The following is a 16831-nucleotide window of genomic DNA, read 5'->3' as shown; positions in this document are numbered from 1 at the left end:
AGTGAATGAAAAAAAATACAAATATCTTATTATTACCCCCTCAATATTTATTTTCTTTGGTATATTTTTCCCCGTAATTAATTTAATTAGGTTTACTTTAAATTCTAATCCACTTAAAAATAATAATAATTCAAAATCAATAACCTATTCTTATGAAATATTATCTTCTGATAATAAAATATTAAGCAAATTAAGTAGAAAATTTGATGTCCTTGATGATACAAATTCGATACCATTTTTCCTAAAATATTCTTTTATCTCTGGAGAGGACAAAAGATTTTTTAAACATAATGGAATTGATTTAATAGGTTTATCAAGAGCCTTGATTAATAATATTCAAAGTAGGTCCTTTAAGGAGGGTGGAAGTACTATTACGCAGCAAGTAGCTAGATTAATTTTTTTAAATAATGATTTAAGTTTTCAACGAAAAATTAAAGAAATGATAATATCCTTAATACTAGATTTTAAATACAGTAAATCCCAGATTTTAAAATTATATCTAAATAATATTTACCTAGGATCTGGAGCTTACGGAGTAAATGAGGCCTCTCAAGTTTATTTTGGGAAATTTATTAACGAATTAACATTATCTGAGGTTGCCTTAATAGCAGGTTTAGCTCCTGCTCCTTCAATTTATTCACCTTATGAAAATATTGATTTAGCTATTAAACAAAGAAATAAAATTTTAGAATCTATGTATTTAGATGGCCACATATCATTAGGTGAAAAAGATTCAGCTCTTCAGGAAAAAGTTAAATTAAATTATCAAATAGATAACAAAAATCTTAACGATAAATTATTAGTAAATTATATTTTGGAGGAAGCAAATAAAATTATTAAGACTCATAAAAAATATAAGTTTTTAAAAATCAAATCAAGTATCAACAAAAATTGGCAAGAAATTGGACAACATATTTCAAAGTATATAGGTCCTAATAATATTGAAATAGCTTTGGTATCAATTGAATCCAATACAGGTTTAATTAGAACAATGATCACCAGCAAAAATCCATCAATAAACGAATTTAATAGAGTCACTTCAGCAGTAAGACCTTTAGGCTCAACTTTTAAAATTATTCCTTATGCAGCAGCACTTATAGAAGGTAGAAAGTTAAGTGATAAATTCGAGGATATTCCTACTTGCTGGAAAGATTATTGTCCAAACAATTTTTCTGAAAACTACCTTGGTAAGATATCCTTAACTGAATCTTTTAAAAAATCTTCTAATATAGTTCCATTAAAAATAGCTAATAATATAGGCCTAAAAAAAATTATAAATTTAGCTAATTTATTTGGACTAGGATATGAACAAAAGCTTGAAGAATTTCTACCATTAGCTATTGGATCTTATGGAGATAACCTTCTAAATATTACAAACGCCTATGCAGTTTTGAATAGCAATGGAAATCTCTATAAGCCTAGCATTATTGAAAAAATAGAGTCAAAAAATCAAGAATTAATTTGGGAAAACAAATTTGTTCATAAGAAAATATTAGCTCCTAAAGTAAACAAAAATTTAAATAATCTACTTGAGAAATCTGTATCAGAAGGAACTTCGATAGGAGCTTCAATAAAAGGAGAAAGGATATTTGGAAAGACAGGTACCTCGGATGAGAATAGAGACCTTTGGTTTATTGGTTCAATTAAAAATCTTACTACTGGAGTTTGGATAGGTTTTGATGAAAACAAAAAATCTAACTTATCAAGTGGTAATGCAGCTTATTTCTGGAAAAAATTTATAAGTAAAATTTTTGATTTAAAAATTCAATAATAAAAAGTTTTAGTTTTACTTATAGGATATTGTTGCTGCATAGAATCCATCTCCTGGCTTATCAAATCTTGGTAAAATTTGTCTTTCACTATCTAATTTAAGTTCCTTATTTTTTGACAAAAATCTTCTAATGAGTAAGTTATTCTCATCAGGGCAAATTGTACACGTTGAATAAACTAAAGTTCCATTTTTTTTTAAAAGAGGGAAAATACTGTCTAGTAATCCTTCCTGAAGAATAATTAATTGATTTATTTTATCTTTACTTAAAGACCATCTTGTATCTGGATTTCTTGCAAAGGTTCCGATTCCTGAGCAAGGAGCATCAATTAAAATCTTATCAAAATAAGATGCGAGATTTGGCTTAATATCAATCAAAGTTGTGGCATCTGCTTCTAAGGTTTTTACACTTTTTATATTTAATCTTTCTAAATTTGACTGTAGTATTTTCAATCTTTTTTCTGATCTATCAACAGCTAGAATTTCAGCATCATCATTTACTAATGCAGCTAAATGAGTTGTTTTGCTTCCAGGAGCAGAACAAGCATCCAGAATCTTTTCTCCTTTCTTCGGATTTAAAAGAGGAGCCACCCATTGAGAAGATCTATCTTGAACCACCCATAGGCCATCTTTATACCCTGGAAGATTTTTTATAGATCTTGGATTTGAATTTAAAGCAACTCCATTATTTAATTGATTTATAGGCTCTGCCTGAATATTACATTCATTAAGTTCTTTCAAAATTTTATTGAAATTAGTTTTCAGTGAATTAATTCGTAAATCAATCGTAGGTTTTTTATTAAATGCTTTAAAGATATTTTTAGCTTCTTTTATTCCTACCCAATTAACAATTTCAGTTACAAGCCATAATGGCAATGACTCAAGACAAGATAACTTTTCCATTTCGTCAGTAGATATTTTTGGGCAATTATCTCTTTCTATATTTCTAACAGTATTTCTTAATATTGCATTCACGGTACCAGCTAAACCTTTTAAATCAGTTCTCTTTGCTACTTCTACTGTGGAGGAAATAGCGGCAGGAAAAGGTATTTTATCCATTTTCAATAATTGATATAAACCAATATGTAAAAGCCATCTTAGTTTTGGAGGTTGTTTTTGATGAGAAAGTTTTGAGATGTGATCTATCCAAGTATCAAGAAATTTTCTATATCTTATACATCCAAAAGATAATTCAGTTATGAAGGCTATATCTAATGAATTAAACTCATAATTTTTTAGTACCTTCTCAAGTGCATGGTCTGAATAGATACCAGAACTTACCTTTAATAAAATTTCCCAAGATGCTTTTCTTTGAAGGTATCCTGTTGCCAAAGTGTCTTAAAGTTATTTAAAAATATATATATATTTAATATACTATTTACTGACAATATTGAAGTTAACTATTAATTGTAGTATTAAACAAAATAAAACCAAGAATAGTTACCAGGGTAAAATTAAATCCTAAAAATAAATATATATTTAAAGAGTGCAGTTTTTCTCTAGATAATAATTTAATTTTTTTATTATTTTTCATAAATAAGTTAGATAAGAAAGTTTCAAGCAATTAGATTAAAATTTATATTCAAAAAAAAACGTTAATATTCATTTAATTTCTAAATTTGGACCAACTTAGCATCTACATCTAATTTTTCATCAGAATGTAAGGTTCTCTTAAGTTTTCAAAAATGGTTGTTTCTTTAATAAAGATTCTTTATAAATACCTCAGCTGTTGTCAAATGACCATTTAACTTTTCGTCACTCATTTTATCTAGATTCCTTGTTAACATCGCCAATCTATATTGTTTTCTAAAGTAAGTTTCATTATCTTTTATGAATTTCCAAAATAATCCATCCCAAATTGAACACCAAGATCCACTTTTATAATCAGACATTTTTTTTACATAATTTGAACTGGAAATATAAGGTTTTGTTGAAAAGATGCCTCCATCGCTAAACTGACTCATCCCATATACATTGGGTACCATTACCCAATCATAAGAATCTATAAACATTTCCATGAACCATTTATAAACCTGATCTGGATGTATACGACATAAAAGCATAAAGTTGCCTACGATCATTAGTCTCTCAATATGATGACAATAACCGTATTTAATAATATTGTTTATAACAATATCTACTGGCTCAATCCCTGTATTTCCTGTATAAAAAACATCAGGCATTGGATTGTTCTCAAAATTCCAAAAATTGGTAGTACGCATTTTGGTACCATGCTTTTCATAAACAAGACAAATAAATTCTCTCCATCCAACAATTTGACGAATAAAACCCTCTAAAGAATTCATAGGAACTTTATTTTTTTCAGCAAAAGTTAATGCCTTATTTATAACTTCTTTTGGAGTTAATAAACCACTATTTAAAAGAGGAGAAAGCAAACTATGCCATAAAAAAACTTTTTTCTTACTAATTGCATCTTCATAATCTCCAAATAAAAAAATTCTAGATTCGAAAAAATCATGAAGCCAATTATCTGCTTCAGAAAAAGAAGTTGGATATATAAAATGATTACTTTCCCCGATGAATTCAATATTTAAATCAGTAATTAAATTTTCAGCCTGCATTACAAACTCATTTTTTGGTAATCTTGGAATTTCAGGAATAGTTATTTTTTTTGGTAATTTTTTTCTATTTAATTCATCAAAACTCCATTTACCTCCCTTTGGTGAGCCATCAAGATTAACTAATATATTTTGACTTTTTCTTTGATTCTCATAAAATCTACCCATCAAAGGTTTTTTGGGATTCACCCTAAATGACTCTCTTAAGTCTTCTTTAGTAATAAACATTGGGGATTGGAAAATTTGTAATTTAAGCTTGTTGGCTTTTACAAAGCTATTTATTCTTTTCATAATTAAAAAATCATGAGGATTATAAATATTTATCTTTTGATATTTTTTTTCTAAGTAATTTGATAAATAATCAACTGTGGAAAAATTATTTTTGTTGTCTATATAAAAAACTTTATAACCTAAATTTTCTAAATATTTTTTATATGCGAGCATTGAAGCTTTATGAAAAATTAATTTGTTTTTATGATTAATTAACTTATGAAATTTATCATTTCCAAAAAACAAGGAATCCTCTATCATTAAGATCTCACAATTTAATTTTAAGATAGGACTATCTCTAAAAAGTTGATTTGGGAAGATGATTGATATTTGATTCATACTAGTGATTTCCTATTTCTGCATCTATTTGAACAGTATTTAACATCTTTCCAACAATCTTTCCATTTTTTGCGCCAATCAAATGTCTTATTGCAAACTGGACACGTTTTGCTAGGTAAATTTTTCAAAATTTATAATTTTCTTTTATGAGTAGATTTAAATCTAGTCGAATCCTTAAGCTCCATATGTTTTGTTCTCCTTCCTGAAACTCTTTTTCTCCAAATTTTAAATGATTTTGGTTTAAGGTTATTTCTCATAATTTTTATAGCGTCATTTTCTTTTAAACCAAATTGGTGTTCAATAGCTTCAAATGGAGTTCTATCTTCCCAACACATCTCAATAACTCTATCTATATCAACAATTTCCATATTTATTGTTCACATTCAGAGGTACAGAGATTTTCAAGATTTGATCTACCAGTAAGTTTAAGTCTATATTTTGCCCAATATTTATAAATCACTCTTAAAACTGGTGCTACAAATTTAATTTTTAAAGGATAGTAAACCCAGCCGAGTCCTATTAATTCGTATGAATATGCTAAAACGTCTAGTCCTTTAATAATATCTCCATTTTCTAAAATGCCATGAAGATTTGACATTGCTTCTGGATATGAAATGTCCTTGAAAAGAACTGGATTATAGTCTTGATTATTGATATCAACAAAACTTATTTTATTAAGAGCGTCTTTCTTTTTTAAAAAATTAGTTTCTCTTAAACATAACGGACAACCACCATCGAACAAAAATGTTAATTTATTTTGCATCTTTCTTTTTTATTTAATATAAAATTTTAAAAAGCTTTTTGTGGAAAATTTAAAATTACAAATTTTTTTCTAAAAATCTCTTTATTAAATCCACAATCAAATTTCAAAATAAACTTTATAAATCCTTAATAATTTCCTACTCTAATTTATTCAAAAGTCCCTTATGTTATTAGTTAATAGCCATTGATTAAGGGATACATCAATGGTTAAATTTTTTCTAAGGTTCAATCGTCTAATAAATGTACACCTTCTCCAATTTCCGGAGCAAACTTACAATATTTCTCGAAAACTATACCTACTCCTCTCATCTTCTCTCCAAGTTCATCACTAAATTTTTTATATTCTTTTGAATCCGGTTCAGGCAATGTCCAACCTTGTGTTTCAACCATACTTTTTATTACTGTATAATCCCATTCGATGTAAGCCATTTAATCCTATTTAATTTTGATTTATTATAAGGGAGATAACATCCAATTTAATACCTCTATTAAATTGGTAGTAAAAGATAATTAATTATTCAAACTAAAATTTGTATATTTAAAAATTTTTTTTGGGATTAATATAGTTAAGATCATAATTAAAACATTTTTCAAATGTCGATTTTACCAAGAAGATTTGAGAGGATAAAAAATGTTTTAAATTGTCGAATGGAAAACTTAACTGTTTTAGTAGAGGCAGTAAATAAGCCCCATAATTTATCTGCAATATTAAGAACCTGTGATGCAGCAGGAGTTTTTGAAGCGAATTTCATTTGTAAAAGAGATGAAGTTAAAACTTTTAACAGTACAGCTCAAGGTAGTCAAAAATGGGTCAAATTGAATAATCATGAAACAACAATTTCTGCAGTATCTCATCTAAAAAAGAAAGGATTTAAATTATATGGAACAACACTTAATGATAGCTCTACTGATTACAGGAATTTTGACTATGCAGAAAATACATGTTTTGTTTTAGGAGCAGAGAAGTGGGGATTAAGTGATGAACTTATCTCCAAGGTTGATGAATCAATCTTTATCCCTATGACAGGAATGGTCCAATCTTTGAATGTTTCAGTAGCTGCCTCTATTTTACTTTTTGAAGCTATTCGCCAAAGACAAATTAAAAGTTTACTTCCTTTAAATGGGGAAGGTTTAAGTCAAAAAGAATATCAAAAGACATTATTTGAATGGAGTTATCCTGAGTTAGCCTCTATTTATAAAAAGTCTGGAAATAAATATCCAACCCTTAATCAGGATGGAGAAATTAATGAAGTTATAAAAAAACAATAATAAAAAAAAGTCAACTATTGCTTCTCAAAAATATTTTCTATTTCTTCTCCTATAAAAGAAAGACCTAGGACTAAAAAAAACATTGCTAATCCAGGGAATAAAGCAGTCCACCATATTCCAGTAGGTAGAGCAGCAAGAGCAAGATTAAGATCACTGCCCCATTCTGGAACATCTGCGGGAACTCCTAAACCTAAAAAGCCTAAGCTTCCCAAAACTAAAACCGCATCGGCAGCATTTAAAGTAAGAAGAATAGGCAATGGAGTAATAACATTTGGGAATATATATTTAAAAATTATAGTTTTAATATCAGCTCCTGATACTCTTGCAGCTTCAACATATGTCTCTGATTTTATTAGTATTGTTTGATTTCTAATTAACCTGAAATATTGAGGAGAATAAACAATACATAATGCGATAGAGGCATTAATAATCCCTTTACCCAGTACAAAAGCTACCACTACTGAAAGTAAAATAACTGGGATAGAAAAAATAGTATCCATTATGAGTGATAAGCATTTATCAAATATCCCTCCAAAATATCCACTCAATAATCCTAAAGGCAAGCCTAAAATTAAAGCAAAGAAAATAGAAAGGAATACAACTTCAATAGCTATAGATGATCCTTGTAAAGTTCGTAAACAAACATCTCTGCCTAACCTATCAGTACCACATAAATGTTTCAGGGAAGGTGGTGAAAAAACGTCACTACTAAATGATGATACAGAATATCCAAAAAAGTTATTAGCCTCTAGTACTTTCATAATCAATACTATTAGAAGATATACAAGTACAATTACAAATCCAGTTTTTCTAATATTCTTAGCAACTTGACTTGATGGATTTGCATTCACAGCTTTATGATTATTCGAATCAACTAAAATATAACTATTGTTTGAAAGATAAAATAGCTTTTAGTTTTTAATTTGAAATTTATTACTGATTTAATTTGAGAACTGCCATAAAAGCTTCCTGAGGTACATCAACTTTACCCATTGCTTTCATTCTCTTTTTACCTTTAGCTTGCTTCTTTAAAAGTTTCTTTTTTCTAGAAATATCTCCCCCATAGCACTTCGAAAGAACATCTTTTCTTAATGCACTTATACTTTCACTCGCAATTATGCGACTACCTATTGAAGCTTGAATAGGGATTTTAAATTGTTGTTTAGGTATAAGCTCCTTTAATTTTTCTACTAAACCTCTACCAATACCATAGGCCTTATCTTTATGAACAATTGAAGTTAAAGGATCAGCTCTTTCGGAATTTATAAGAACATCTAATCTAACAAGATCATTTTTTCTATAACCAATCAAATGATATTCCATTGATGCATATCCTTGAGTTCGACTTTTCATTTGGTCAAAAAAGTCTGTAACAACTTCAGCTAAAGGTATTTCGTAAATCAAAGTCACCCTATCTGTTGTGATGTATTTCATATCAACAAAAATACCTCTTCTTTCTTGGCATAAACCCATTAGTGTTCCATTAAATTCATTTGGAGAATAGATTTCCATTTTCACATATGGTTCTTCTATGGATTCTCTTGATTGTGGGTCTGGGATTGTCGAGGGATTATCGATAAAGATCTGTTCCTTATCATTTAAATTAATTTTATAAATAACTGAAGGAGCAGTTACGATCAAATCCAAATCATATTCTCTCTCTAACCTTTCCTGAACAATTTCCATATGAAGTAGTCCTAAAAAACCACACCTAAATCCAAAGCCCATAGCGCTACTAGTCTCGGGTTCATATTTAAGTGCAGCATCAGATAATTGAAGCTTTTCTAGAGACTCTCTTAGATCTGGATATTGATCTGCATCTGTTGGGAACAATCCACAAAAAACCATTGGGTTAGCTGTTTTATATCCAGGGAGGGGCTCTTTAGCTGCCGAATTAAATAGTGTAATTGTATCTCCGACTCTTGCATCAGCAACAGACTTAATAGAAGCCGCTAAATAACCAACTTCCCCAGCATGAAGTTCATCAACTTGCTTCTCATCAGGAGCCATTATTCCAATTTCATCTAATTCATAGTGCTTCTTACTCGCCATTAGTAAGATCTTATCTCTTTTATTAATTGACCCAGATATAACTCTGAAGTAAACAATTACTCCTCTATAAGGATCATAATAAGAGTCAAAAATAAGTGCCCTAGTTGGAGATTTTATTTCATTTTGAGGATGAGGAATTCTACTAACAACTGCTTCCAATATATCTTCTATCCCTTCTCCAGTTTTTGCAGAGCAATTTATTGCATTAGAAGTATCTAATCCTATTACCTCTTCAATTTCTTGTTTTATTTTATTGGCATCTGCACCAGGCAAATCAACTTTATTTAAAACTGGTATGATCTCTAAATTGTTTTCTAAAGCAAGATAAACATTAGCTAAAGTTTGTGCTTCTACACCTTGACTTGCATCAACAACTAATAAAGCACCTTCACAAGCCTGTAAAGATCTACTTACTTCATAAGAAAAATCAACATGCCCCGGGGTATCAATTAGATTTAAGATATATTCTTGCGAATCTTCAGCTTTATACTTCATCCTCGCTGCCTGCAATTTAATTGTTATACCTCTTTCTCTTTCAAGATCCATACTATCCAAAAACTGATCTTGCATATCCCTTTGTTTTACAGTTCCAGTATCTTGAAGTAATCTATCTGCGAGAGTAGATTTACCATGATCGATATGAGCAATTATGCAAAAATTTCTTATTTTTGAAACGGATATATCAGTCATATAAAATTCAGAACAACTCCTTTCTTATCTTCTTAATTAATACTAGCTAATTAAGATTATGGATGGAAACCTAAAATAGAATTATTTCTTTTTTTTAAATTTTCTAAAAAGTCATTTTCATTTTGATTTTTTAATTCAGATTCATAAAGAAGATGACTTATTTTTTGTTCAAGAATACTTTTATCTAGCGTAAAAAGACAAGATTTTTTTAGAACCTCAATCATTATTGAAACTGCGGTACTCGCCCCAGGAGAAGCACCTAACAAAGCTGAAAGGGAACCATCTGCAGCATTAACAATTTCTGTTCCGAATTTCAAAGATCCCCCTTTTTTCGTTTTTTTTATTATTTGAACTCTTTGACCAGCATTCTCTAAATACCAATTTGAAGGATCAGCAGATGGCATCATATTTCTTAAGTTCTCAACTCTTGATTTATGACTTTTTATTGATTGTGAAAAAAGATAATTAATTAAATCATTATTCTTTATTCCAACATCAAGCATAGATAATAAATTATTCTTTTTGAGGGAATTAAACAAATCAAGATAAGATCCTTGTTTTAAGAATTTTGTTGTAAAACCAGCAAAAGGTCCATATAGAAGAAATTTTTTCCCTTCAATCCATCTTGTATCTAAATGAGGAACAGACATTGGAGGTGATCCTATATCCGCTCTTCCATAAACTTTTGCATTATGTTTTTCTGTTAAAGAATTCTCTTCACAAATAAGCCATTTACCGCTAACGGGGAAACCTCCATAGACTTTAGCTTCTGGAATATTAGATTTTTGTAAATAGTTTATTGTTTTGCCACCAGCCCCAAGAAAAACATATGAAGTCTTCAAATTAACTTTTCTGCCCTCCATACTAATATTTAATTCCCATTCTTTATTACTAGTTTTCTTCAAGTCATTTAGTTCTGTTTCATAACTAATTTCAACATTTTTATTTTTAGAAATATATTTTAAATATTCTCTTGTTAAAACCTCAAAGTTTATATCTGTTCCTCTTTTTACTCTGGTAGCAGCAACTTCATCTAATGGATTTCTACTCTTTGTAATAAGGGGAGCCCAAGAAGAGATTTGATTAAATGATGATGAGAATTCCATATCTTCAAACTCTTTATATTCAGTCATTTTTTTAAATCTTTTCTTTAAAAAAGAAACATTTTCACTGCCTGTGACAAAACTAATATGGGGAATAAATTTTAAAAATTTTTTAATATCTATTTTCTGAGATGAATACAATGAAGCCCATAAAGACATCGATTTTTCAAATGAACGATTAATAGAAAGAGCTTTTTCTATTTTTAAATGACCATAGTCATCCAAAGGGGTATAGTTTAACTCGCAATTTGCAGCGTGACCAGTTCCTGCATTATTAAATGCCCCACTGCTTTCGCTACCGGGAATCTTTAACTTTTCTATAATTAAAATTTTTAGCTCAGGCAAAATTTCTGTGAGAAGTAAGGCAAGTGTCCCGCTCATTATTCCGGCTCCTACCAATATCGCATCATAATTATTTTTTTTATCAGAAAATTTTTTTGAAGTCACAACAGAAAACTTATTTTTTGCAATAAATCAAATTTCTTTCTAGTCTAATCATAAGGATAACTAAAAATCATGAGTACTGAAACATTACCACTCACAAACGAGAATGTAGAAAAAGTTTTAGATGAACTAAGACCATTCTTAATTTCAGATGGAGGAAATGTTGAAATAGCGGAAATTGATGGACCCATTGTTAAAGTAAGACTTCAAGGTGCATGTGGAAGTTGCCCAAGCAGTACTATGACATTAAAAATGGGAATAGAAAGAAAATTAAAAGAAATGATTCCTGAGATAAGCGAAGTTGTCCAAGTTTTATAAGCTATTTACCAAAAATTTTTATGACTCTTTGCCTATTTCCTTCATTAATGAAGTTTTATAATCTAAGCAATTTATAGGGAGACCTTGACCTATAGCAATTAAAAGGGGGGCCAAGATGCCTAAAGTAAATACTAAATTTGATTGGTTAACTTCATTTTTACTTAATGTAAAAGTTATCAAATAAATAATAGTAAAGTATGCATGTAAAGAAAAAAATTCTTTCGGTTTTAAGGCGGGCCATCTTAAAGTATTACCCAAAAAATATAAAAACCCTGTCATAAATCTAAATTAATTAAAAAAGCGAACACTAAATTTAAATTTAATACGTTTTAGATATTATTTATAATAAAATTTACTAAAAATAATAAATTAAAAAAATTTTATTAAAAATTTAATTTATTTCTAATTGTAATATCTGGACGGGAAAACAAAAATACCTTTATAATAATTATGTAGTGATAGCTACATTTCGTTCACCCATAATATTGGGCGCAGTTCGAGTCATACCAGGGAACGGGGGATGACCGTTTTGTCACATCGAAACATGATTACTTTAACTTACAGAGGTAAAAACTACCTTCAAAATAAGAAGGCTGCTAAAAAGCAACTTTTTGAACTTACTTACAGAAGAAACGTCTACACCAATAGGATAAATGAGGCTTCTTTAAGTAATAAAAAAGCAGAACTAAATTACCGAGGTGTAAGCTACACTAAATAATTTAATTCCAAAAAAAAACCTCTTCTTAGGGGTTTTTTTTTGGCTATATTTATTTAAGTATTAAGATTACTTTTATGTCTAGCGATTGCTGCAATACTGATGAGTCAAATAAAAATTTGAAAGGTCTTGATCATAAAGATGCTATCCAAGAAAGGTATGGTTCTGCTGCATTAGAAAAAGAGAGTTGTCTTTGTACTCCTGTTGGTTTTAATCCTGTTTTACTTGAAGCAATTCCTGAAGAAGTTATTGAAAGAGATTATGGATGTGGTGATCCAACAAAATATGTACAGAAGAATGATATTGTTTTAGATCTTGGTAGTGGGAGTGGCAAAAATGCCTTTATTTGTTCTCAAATTGTTGGGGAAGAGGGGAAAGTAATTGGGGTTGATCAAAATCCTGATATGCTTACATTATCAAGATCTGCCTCCAAAAAATTTTCAGAAAAGATCGGTTTCAACAATACAGAATTTCTTAAAGGGTCAATTGAAAATCTCGATGAATTAAATAAAGATTTAAATCCATTAATAGCAGACAAGTCAATTGATATTATTTTAAGTAATTGTGTTTTAAATTTAGTAAATCCTGAATCTAGAAATAATCTTTTAAGAAATATAAAAAGAGTTCTTAAAGGTAACGGCAGAATAGCTATTAGCGATATTGTCTCAAGTAAAAAAGTTCCTTTAAGATTGCAAAATGATCATGATCTATGGACAGGATGTATAAGTGGAGCATGGTATGAGCCGGAATTCCTTAATGATTTTAAAGATCTAGGTTTTAAAAACTTAGAATTCGCTGAAAGAAGTAATGAACCTTGGAAAGTTATTGAAGATATTGAATTTAGAACAGTTACTTTAGTAGGGAATATTTAGTCCTTCTCAAGAAATTTAATTTAAAAATTTTAATGACAATTAATTTAAGAGAACAAATACCCGCATTAAAAAACAAATATTACTTCAATTATGGAGGTCAAGGACCATTACCAAAATCTTCTCTAGAAGAAATAGTTAAAACTTGGGAAATCATTCAAGATATAGGACCATTTACAAATAATATGTGGCCTTTTATTTATAAAGAAATATTGACTACAAAAAGAATTATTGCGCAAAAATTAGGTGTTAATTCAAAAAATGTAGCTTTAACTGAGAATATCTCCTCTGGAATGATTTTGCCTTTTTGGGGTATAAAAGTAAAAGAGGGAGAAGAATTGTTAATAAGTGACTGTGAACATCCTGGAGTAGTAGCTGCAAGTAGAGAATTTTGCAGAAGAAATAAATTAATATTCAAAATTTTACCAATCCAAAAAATTAAAAATCTAAATGACGAAAATATAATTTTGGAGATTCAAAAAAATCTAAATAGTAAGACTAAGATCCTAATTATTTCTCATATTTTGTGGAACTTTGGATATAAAATTCCTTTAAAAAAAATTTCTATCGAATTAAAAAATAATCGAGAAAATTCTTATCTACTTGTTGATGGTGCTCAAACCTTTGGCCATATAAAAATTGAAGATGATGTTTTTTATTCTGATTTATATTCCATAACTTCTCATAAATGGGCATGTGGTCCTGAAGGGCTTGGAGCTATTTATGTCTCAGATAGATTTATTCATGAAACAGATCCAACAATAATTGGTTGGAAATCATTAAAAAAAGAACAAGGAATTTATGAGCCGCCAGATAATCTTTTTCATGAAGATGCAAGGAAGTTTGAAGTGGCTACATCTTGTATTCCTTTACTTGCTGGGCTCAGGAATTCTTTAGATCTTTTGGATAAAGATTGCCATGAAAAAGAAAAAACCAAAAACATCAAAAGATTAAGTGGAAAACTTTGGGATAAATTAAATCAATTAAACGGAGTTGAATTAGTTTTAGAAAAAAAATACTTAAATGGGATAGTCAGCTTTAATATCGGAAATGTTGTAGATAAGGACAAATTTGTGAAGAGACTTGGAGAACAGAAAATTTGGATTAGAGTTTTAGAAGATCCAAAATGGTTTAGAGCATGTGTACATCAAATGACAACAGAAGCTGAGATTAATTTACTCTCTAAAGAAATTAAAAAAATACTGACTTAAAGCTTGTAACTAGTCTTCATTGTCTTAATTATCGATTTTTTAGGATCTTTATCTGGATAACAATTTACAATTTTATATTTTCATCCTTTTCTATCCGTTTCAACAACAGTAATTTGATTTACCATATTATTTCTGAGCTATCCCATGCAATAAATTTTCCAGTAAATTCTGGAGTTTGATTTTTAATAATATTGATCAAAAATTTGGATGATTTTTCTTTAGTAAATAATTTATGTTTTGGAACAAATTTATGAAAAGGTCTAGATAAATCAGTATCAACTGTTCCTGGATGAAGCAACGTAATAGTAGCCTTTGGGAAACGTCTAGTCCACTCAATACTTAAAGATTTAAAAAATTGATTTTGGGCAGATTTTGCAGCTCTATATGAATACCAACCTCCAGTTTGATTATCTCCAATGCTTCCCACTCTTGCACTTATACTTGCAAAATTAAAATAAAAATCTTTTGGGATAAATTCTTCAATTGCTTTAGCTAACAAAATAGGAGAAAAGGCATTAATTGAGAAACTTTCCATCATATTTTTTTTATCAAGATGTTGTAATCTTTTTTCTGGTTGAAGTGAATCACTATGAAGTCTCCCTGTAGCATTAACAACTAACCTTAATTTTGAAGGATGATTTGATATTTTATTTTTCAACTGCAAAAGAGATTGAGAATCCTCTATATCTAGTTCCCAAAAAGAATTAAATTCACTTTTTCTTCCACACAAAATAACCTCCAAGTCTTTTTCATTTTCACTCAAATCTTTAGCTATTTGCGTTCCAATTCCACCCGCGCCTACAATTAAGGCTAACCCTTTCATTTTATTAAAAAATAACTTTATTGATTCTAAGAAACTTTTCTTATGATTTGAGTAAAGATATTTCTTATATGATTAGAAAATTTTATTTAGATTTGCTTTTTTCTTGTAATAATTTATAAGCTATTTTCCTATCATCAAAATCAATAACTTTATCATTGAGAATTTGATAATCTTCATGACCTTTTCCTGCAATTAAAACAATATCTTCTTTATTGGCAAATTTAATAGATTCATTTATTGCTTTAAATCTATCAATTTCGATTGTTATTTGATCTCTTTTTTCTATACCCATCAAAATATCATTTACTATCTTTTGAGGATCTTCTGATCTTGGATTATCTGATGTTATAAACAAGTGATCTGAAAACTCTGCAGCTATTGATCCCATTAAAGGCCTTTTACTACAATCTCGATCTCCGCCACATCCAAAAACAGTTATAAGTTTCCCCTCACAAAGTTTTTTAATTGATTTCAAAACTTTCTTTAATCCATCAGGTGTATGCGCATAATCAACAATTAAAGTTGGTAGTAATGATGAAACGTCATCATTATCAATTTCTATTTTCTCCATCCTCCCTGGAGCACCGGGGAAAGATTGTATTAACTTTGATAAATCTTTTAAAGAGAAATTAAGTTTATACAAAATTGTTATTGCTTGAATCGCATTCATTAAATTAAATTCACCAACAAGTGGAACAAACAGTTTAATTTTTTCCCTAGGTGTATGAAAAATACAGGTGGAGCCACTTTCAGTAAATTTTTTATCTGTTACGAAAAAAAAATCATCTTTTTCAAATTCACTATCAGTAATCTTTGTAGAGACTAATGAAGATCCTTTTTCAAGATCAAATGATAATTTAGATATCCAGGGGTCATCAATATTTAAAACAGAAATTCCATCCTTTTCTGTTAAGTAAGGTGGGAAAAATAATTTTCTTTTTATTTGAAAATAAGATTCCATATCTGAGTGATAATCAAGATGATCTTGAGTTAAATTAGTAAAAATAGCCGCCTCAAATTCACATCCTGATATCCTATTTTGAGCAATAGAATGAGAACTCACCTCTAATATCGCGAATTCAGATTCTGCCTCAACAGCAGCATTCAATTTCTTTTGAAGTTTATCAGCAAAATCAGTTGTATGAGAGGCTACTTCAGAGAAGCCAGGCCATCTATTGAACAAGGTCCCATATAATGCAGTCTTTTTCCCTAATTTTTTTAAAAGATATTCCAATAAAAAAGTAATTGTCGTTTTTCCATTTGTACCCGTAACACCAATAAGTTTAAGTTTTCTTGAAGGCCTGTTCCAAAACTCAGCGACTATTTGACCAAAAATATAATCTAAATTATCCTCTATAACCAAAATCCTTTTTCTATCAATAGATCCAATTTTCTGTTTTGCAGCAGACCCAATAATGGCAGCCTCTGCGCCATTTTCAATTGCCTCAATACAATATTTTCCTCCATCAACATTTAAACCAGGCATACCTAAAAATAAAGTTCCTTTTTGTACTTCTTTAGAGTTAAAAGAAATGTTATTGATTTTATGATCGATTAAATCTAATGAAGGAATAATTCCTACCAAATCTAAAAGTTTATGTAATTTTACAGATCTCATA

General features: G+C 29.2%; 18 protein-coding genes. 6 read left to right on the top strand and 12 right to left on the bottom strand.

Annotated elements, in window-relative coordinates:
- Window position 1: 1 nt before the first annotated feature.
- A complete protein-coding gene (locus tag P9515_RS02415) occupies window positions 2–1771 on the top strand; it encodes a transglycosylase domain-containing protein (protein WP_011819806.1) in 1770 nt (589 codons plus the stop codon).
- Between the two features lie 15 nt (window positions 1772–1786).
- Here P9515_RS02415 and P9515_RS02410 read toward each other — a convergent pair whose 3' ends face one another.
- The 6 genes from P9515_RS02410 to P9515_RS02390 form a co-directional block, all read right to left on the bottom strand.
- On the bottom strand, window positions 1787–3100 hold the full coding sequence (locus tag P9515_RS02410; protein ID WP_011819805.1) for a 16S rRNA (cytosine(967)-C(5))-methyltransferase: 1314 nt from the start codon (window positions 3098–3100) through the stop codon (window positions 1787–1789).
- Window positions 3101–3465: 365 nt separating this feature from the next.
- Window positions 3466–4956, bottom strand: coding sequence for a cryptochrome/photolyase family protein (locus tag P9515_RS02405; protein WP_011819804.1), 1491 nt, complete (start codon window positions 4954–4956; stop codon window positions 3466–3468).
- Complete coding sequence (locus tag P9515_RS09295) at window positions 4953–5084, bottom strand: DUF2256 domain-containing protein (protein WP_071818446.1); 132 nt, start codon at window positions 5082–5084, stop codon at window positions 4953–4955. The genes P9515_RS02405 and P9515_RS09295 overlap by 4 nt, the downstream gene beginning before the upstream one ends.
- Before the next feature lie 3 nt (window positions 5085–5087).
- A complete protein-coding gene (locus tag P9515_RS02400) occupies window positions 5088–5324 on the bottom strand; it encodes a TIGR03643 family protein (protein WP_011819803.1) in 237 nt (78 codons plus the stop codon).
- A gap of 2 nt (window positions 5325–5326) precedes the next feature.
- Window positions 5327–5719, bottom strand: coding sequence for a thiol-disulfide oxidoreductase DCC family protein (locus tag P9515_RS02395; protein WP_011819802.1), 393 nt, complete (start codon window positions 5717–5719; stop codon window positions 5327–5329).
- Window positions 5720–5943: 224 nt separating this feature from the next.
- Window positions 5944–6147 (bottom strand): hypothetical protein, encoded by a 204-nt coding sequence (locus tag P9515_RS02390; protein ID WP_011819801.1) that lies wholly within the window; start codon window positions 6145–6147, stop codon window positions 5944–5946.
- Between the two features lie 165 nt (window positions 6148–6312).
- On the opposite strand from P9515_RS02390, the gene trmH reads away from it, so the two are divergent.
- Window positions 6313–6987, top strand: a complete 675-nt coding sequence (gene trmH, locus P9515_RS02385) for a tRNA (guanosine(18)-2'-O)-methyltransferase TrmH (RefSeq protein ID WP_011819800.1) — start codon at window positions 6313–6315, stop codon at window positions 6985–6987.
- Window positions 6988–7001: 14 nt separating this feature from the next.
- Here trmH and P9515_RS02380 read toward each other — a convergent pair whose 3' ends face one another.
- From P9515_RS02380 to P9515_RS02370, 3 genes are all read right to left on the bottom strand, one after another.
- Window positions 7002–7748: an ABC transporter permease gene (locus P9515_RS02380; protein WP_011819799.1), complete on the bottom strand. Its 747-nt coding sequence runs from the start codon at window positions 7746–7748 to the stop codon at window positions 7002–7004.
- A 172-nt stretch (window positions 7749–7920) separates the two neighbouring features.
- Window positions 7921–9729 carry a translation elongation factor 4 gene (gene lepA, locus P9515_RS02375; RefSeq protein WP_011819798.1) on the bottom strand — a complete coding sequence of 603 codons (1809 nt, stop codon included), beginning with the start codon at window positions 9727–9729 and terminating at the stop codon, window positions 7921–7923.
- A 56-nt stretch (window positions 9730–9785) separates the two neighbouring features.
- The gene (locus P9515_RS02370; RefSeq protein WP_011819797.1) at window positions 9786–11279 is read right to left on the bottom strand and encodes a malate:quinone oxidoreductase; all 1494 of its coding nucleotides are present in this window, start codon (window positions 11277–11279) and stop codon (window positions 9786–9788) included.
- A 69-nt stretch (window positions 11280–11348) separates the two neighbouring features.
- Here P9515_RS02370 and P9515_RS02365 point away from each other — a divergent pair, with 69 nt between their 5' ends.
- Window positions 11349–11594: a NifU family protein gene (locus tag P9515_RS02365; RefSeq protein WP_011819796.1), complete on the top strand. Its 246-nt coding sequence runs from the start codon at window positions 11349–11351 to the stop codon at window positions 11592–11594.
- 18 nt (window positions 11595–11612) lie between these two features.
- On the opposite strand, the gene P9515_RS02360 is transcribed toward P9515_RS02365, so the two are convergent.
- Window positions 11613–11873 carry a hypothetical protein gene (locus P9515_RS02360; protein ID WP_011819795.1) on the bottom strand — a complete coding sequence of 87 codons (261 nt, stop codon included), beginning with the start codon at window positions 11871–11873 and terminating at the stop codon, window positions 11613–11615.
- Between the two features lie 241 nt (window positions 11874–12114).
- Here P9515_RS02360 and P9515_RS09290 point away from each other — a divergent pair, with 241 nt between their 5' ends.
- The 3 genes from P9515_RS09290 (at window position 12115) to P9515_RS02350 (ending at window position 14389) form a co-directional block, all read left to right on the top strand.
- On the top strand, window positions 12115–12312 hold the full coding sequence (locus P9515_RS09290; protein WP_420805068.1) for a DUF4278 domain-containing protein: 198 nt from the start codon (window positions 12115–12117) through the stop codon (window positions 12310–12312).
- Window positions 12313–12386: 74 nt separating this feature from the next.
- Window positions 12387–13181, top strand: coding sequence for a methyltransferase domain-containing protein (locus P9515_RS02355; protein ID WP_011819794.1), 795 nt, complete (start codon window positions 12387–12389; stop codon window positions 13179–13181).
- Between the two features lie 32 nt (window positions 13182–13213).
- On the top strand, window positions 13214–14389 hold the full coding sequence (locus P9515_RS02350) for an aminotransferase class V-fold PLP-dependent enzyme (protein ID WP_011819793.1): 1176 nt from the start codon (window positions 13214–13216) through the stop codon (window positions 14387–14389).
- Between the two features lie 118 nt (window positions 14390–14507).
- Here the strand turns inward: P9515_RS02350 and P9515_RS02345 are convergent, their stop codons facing one another.
- Together P9515_RS02345 and P9515_RS02340 are read right to left on the bottom strand one after the other, a co-directional pair.
- Entirely contained in the window at window positions 14508–15212 is a 705-nt protein-coding gene (locus P9515_RS02345) for an SDR family NAD(P)-dependent oxidoreductase (RefSeq protein WP_011819792.1), read from the bottom strand.
- 82 nt (window positions 15213–15294) lie between these two features.
- A complete protein-coding gene (locus P9515_RS02340; RefSeq protein WP_011819791.1) occupies window positions 15295–16830 on the bottom strand; it encodes a UDP-N-acetylmuramoyl-L-alanyl-D-glutamate--2,6-diaminopimelate ligase in 1536 nt (511 codons plus the stop codon).
- Between the last annotated feature and the right edge of the window lies 1 nt (window position 16831).

Source organism: Prochlorococcus marinus str. MIT 9515, from assembly GCF_000015665.1.
GTDB lineage: Bacteria > Cyanobacteriota > Cyanobacteriia > PCC-6307 > Cyanobiaceae > Prochlorococcus_A > Prochlorococcus_A marinus_P.
This window is presented reverse-complemented; position numbering and strand designations above follow the sequence as displayed.

What these genes read in the sequence shown, in the direction of transcription:
- P9515_RS02405 (WP_011819804.1), bottom strand. Translation starts at nt 4,956, where the DNA reads ATGAATCAAATATCAATCATCTTCCCAAATCAACTTTTTAGAGATAGT.
- P9515_RS02400 (WP_011819803.1), bottom strand. Translation starts at nt 5,324, where the DNA reads ATGGAAATTGTTGATATAGATAGAGTTATTGAGATGTGTTGGGAAGAT.
- P9515_RS02395 (WP_011819802.1), bottom strand. Translation starts at nt 5,719, where the DNA reads ATGCAAAATAAATTAACATTTTTGTTCGATGGTGGTTGTCCGTTATGT.
- P9515_RS02390 (WP_011819801.1), bottom strand. Translation starts at nt 6,147, where the DNA reads ATGGCTTACATCGAATGGGATTATACAGTAATAAAAAGTATGGTTGAA.
- trmH (WP_011819800.1), top strand. Translation starts at nt 6,313, where the DNA reads ATGTCGATTTTACCAAGAAGATTTGAGAGGATAAAAAATGTTTTAAAT.
- P9515_RS02380 (WP_011819799.1), bottom strand. Translation starts at nt 7,748, where the DNA reads ATGAAAGTACTAGAGGCTAATAACTTTTTTGGATATTCTGTATCATCA.
- lepA (WP_011819798.1), bottom strand. Translation starts at nt 9,729, where the DNA reads ATGACTGATATATCCGTTTCAAAAATAAGAAATTTTTGCATAATTGCT.
- P9515_RS02365 (WP_011819796.1), top strand. Translation starts at nt 11,349, where the DNA reads ATGAGTACTGAAACATTACCACTCACAAACGAGAATGTAGAAAAAGTT.
- P9515_RS02360 (WP_011819795.1), bottom strand. Translation starts at nt 11,873, where the DNA reads ATGACAGGGTTTTTATATTTTTTGGGTAATACTTTAAGATGGCCCGCC.
- P9515_RS09290 (WP_420805068.1), top strand. Translation starts at nt 12,115, where the DNA reads ATGACCGTTTTGTCACATCGAAACATGATTACTTTAACTTACAGAGGT.
- P9515_RS02355 (WP_011819794.1), top strand. Translation starts at nt 12,387, where the DNA reads ATGTCTAGCGATTGCTGCAATACTGATGAGTCAAATAAAAATTTGAAA.
- P9515_RS02350 (WP_011819793.1), top strand. Translation starts at nt 13,214, where the DNA reads ATGACAATTAATTTAAGAGAACAAATACCCGCATTAAAAAACAAATAT.
- P9515_RS02345 (WP_011819792.1), bottom strand. Translation starts at nt 15,212, where the DNA reads ATGAAAGGGTTAGCCTTAATTGTAGGCGCGGGTGGAATTGGAACGCAA.
- P9515_RS02340 (WP_011819791.1), bottom strand. Translation starts at nt 16,830, where the DNA reads ATGAGATCTGTAAAATTACATAAACTTTTAGATTTGGTAGGAATTATT.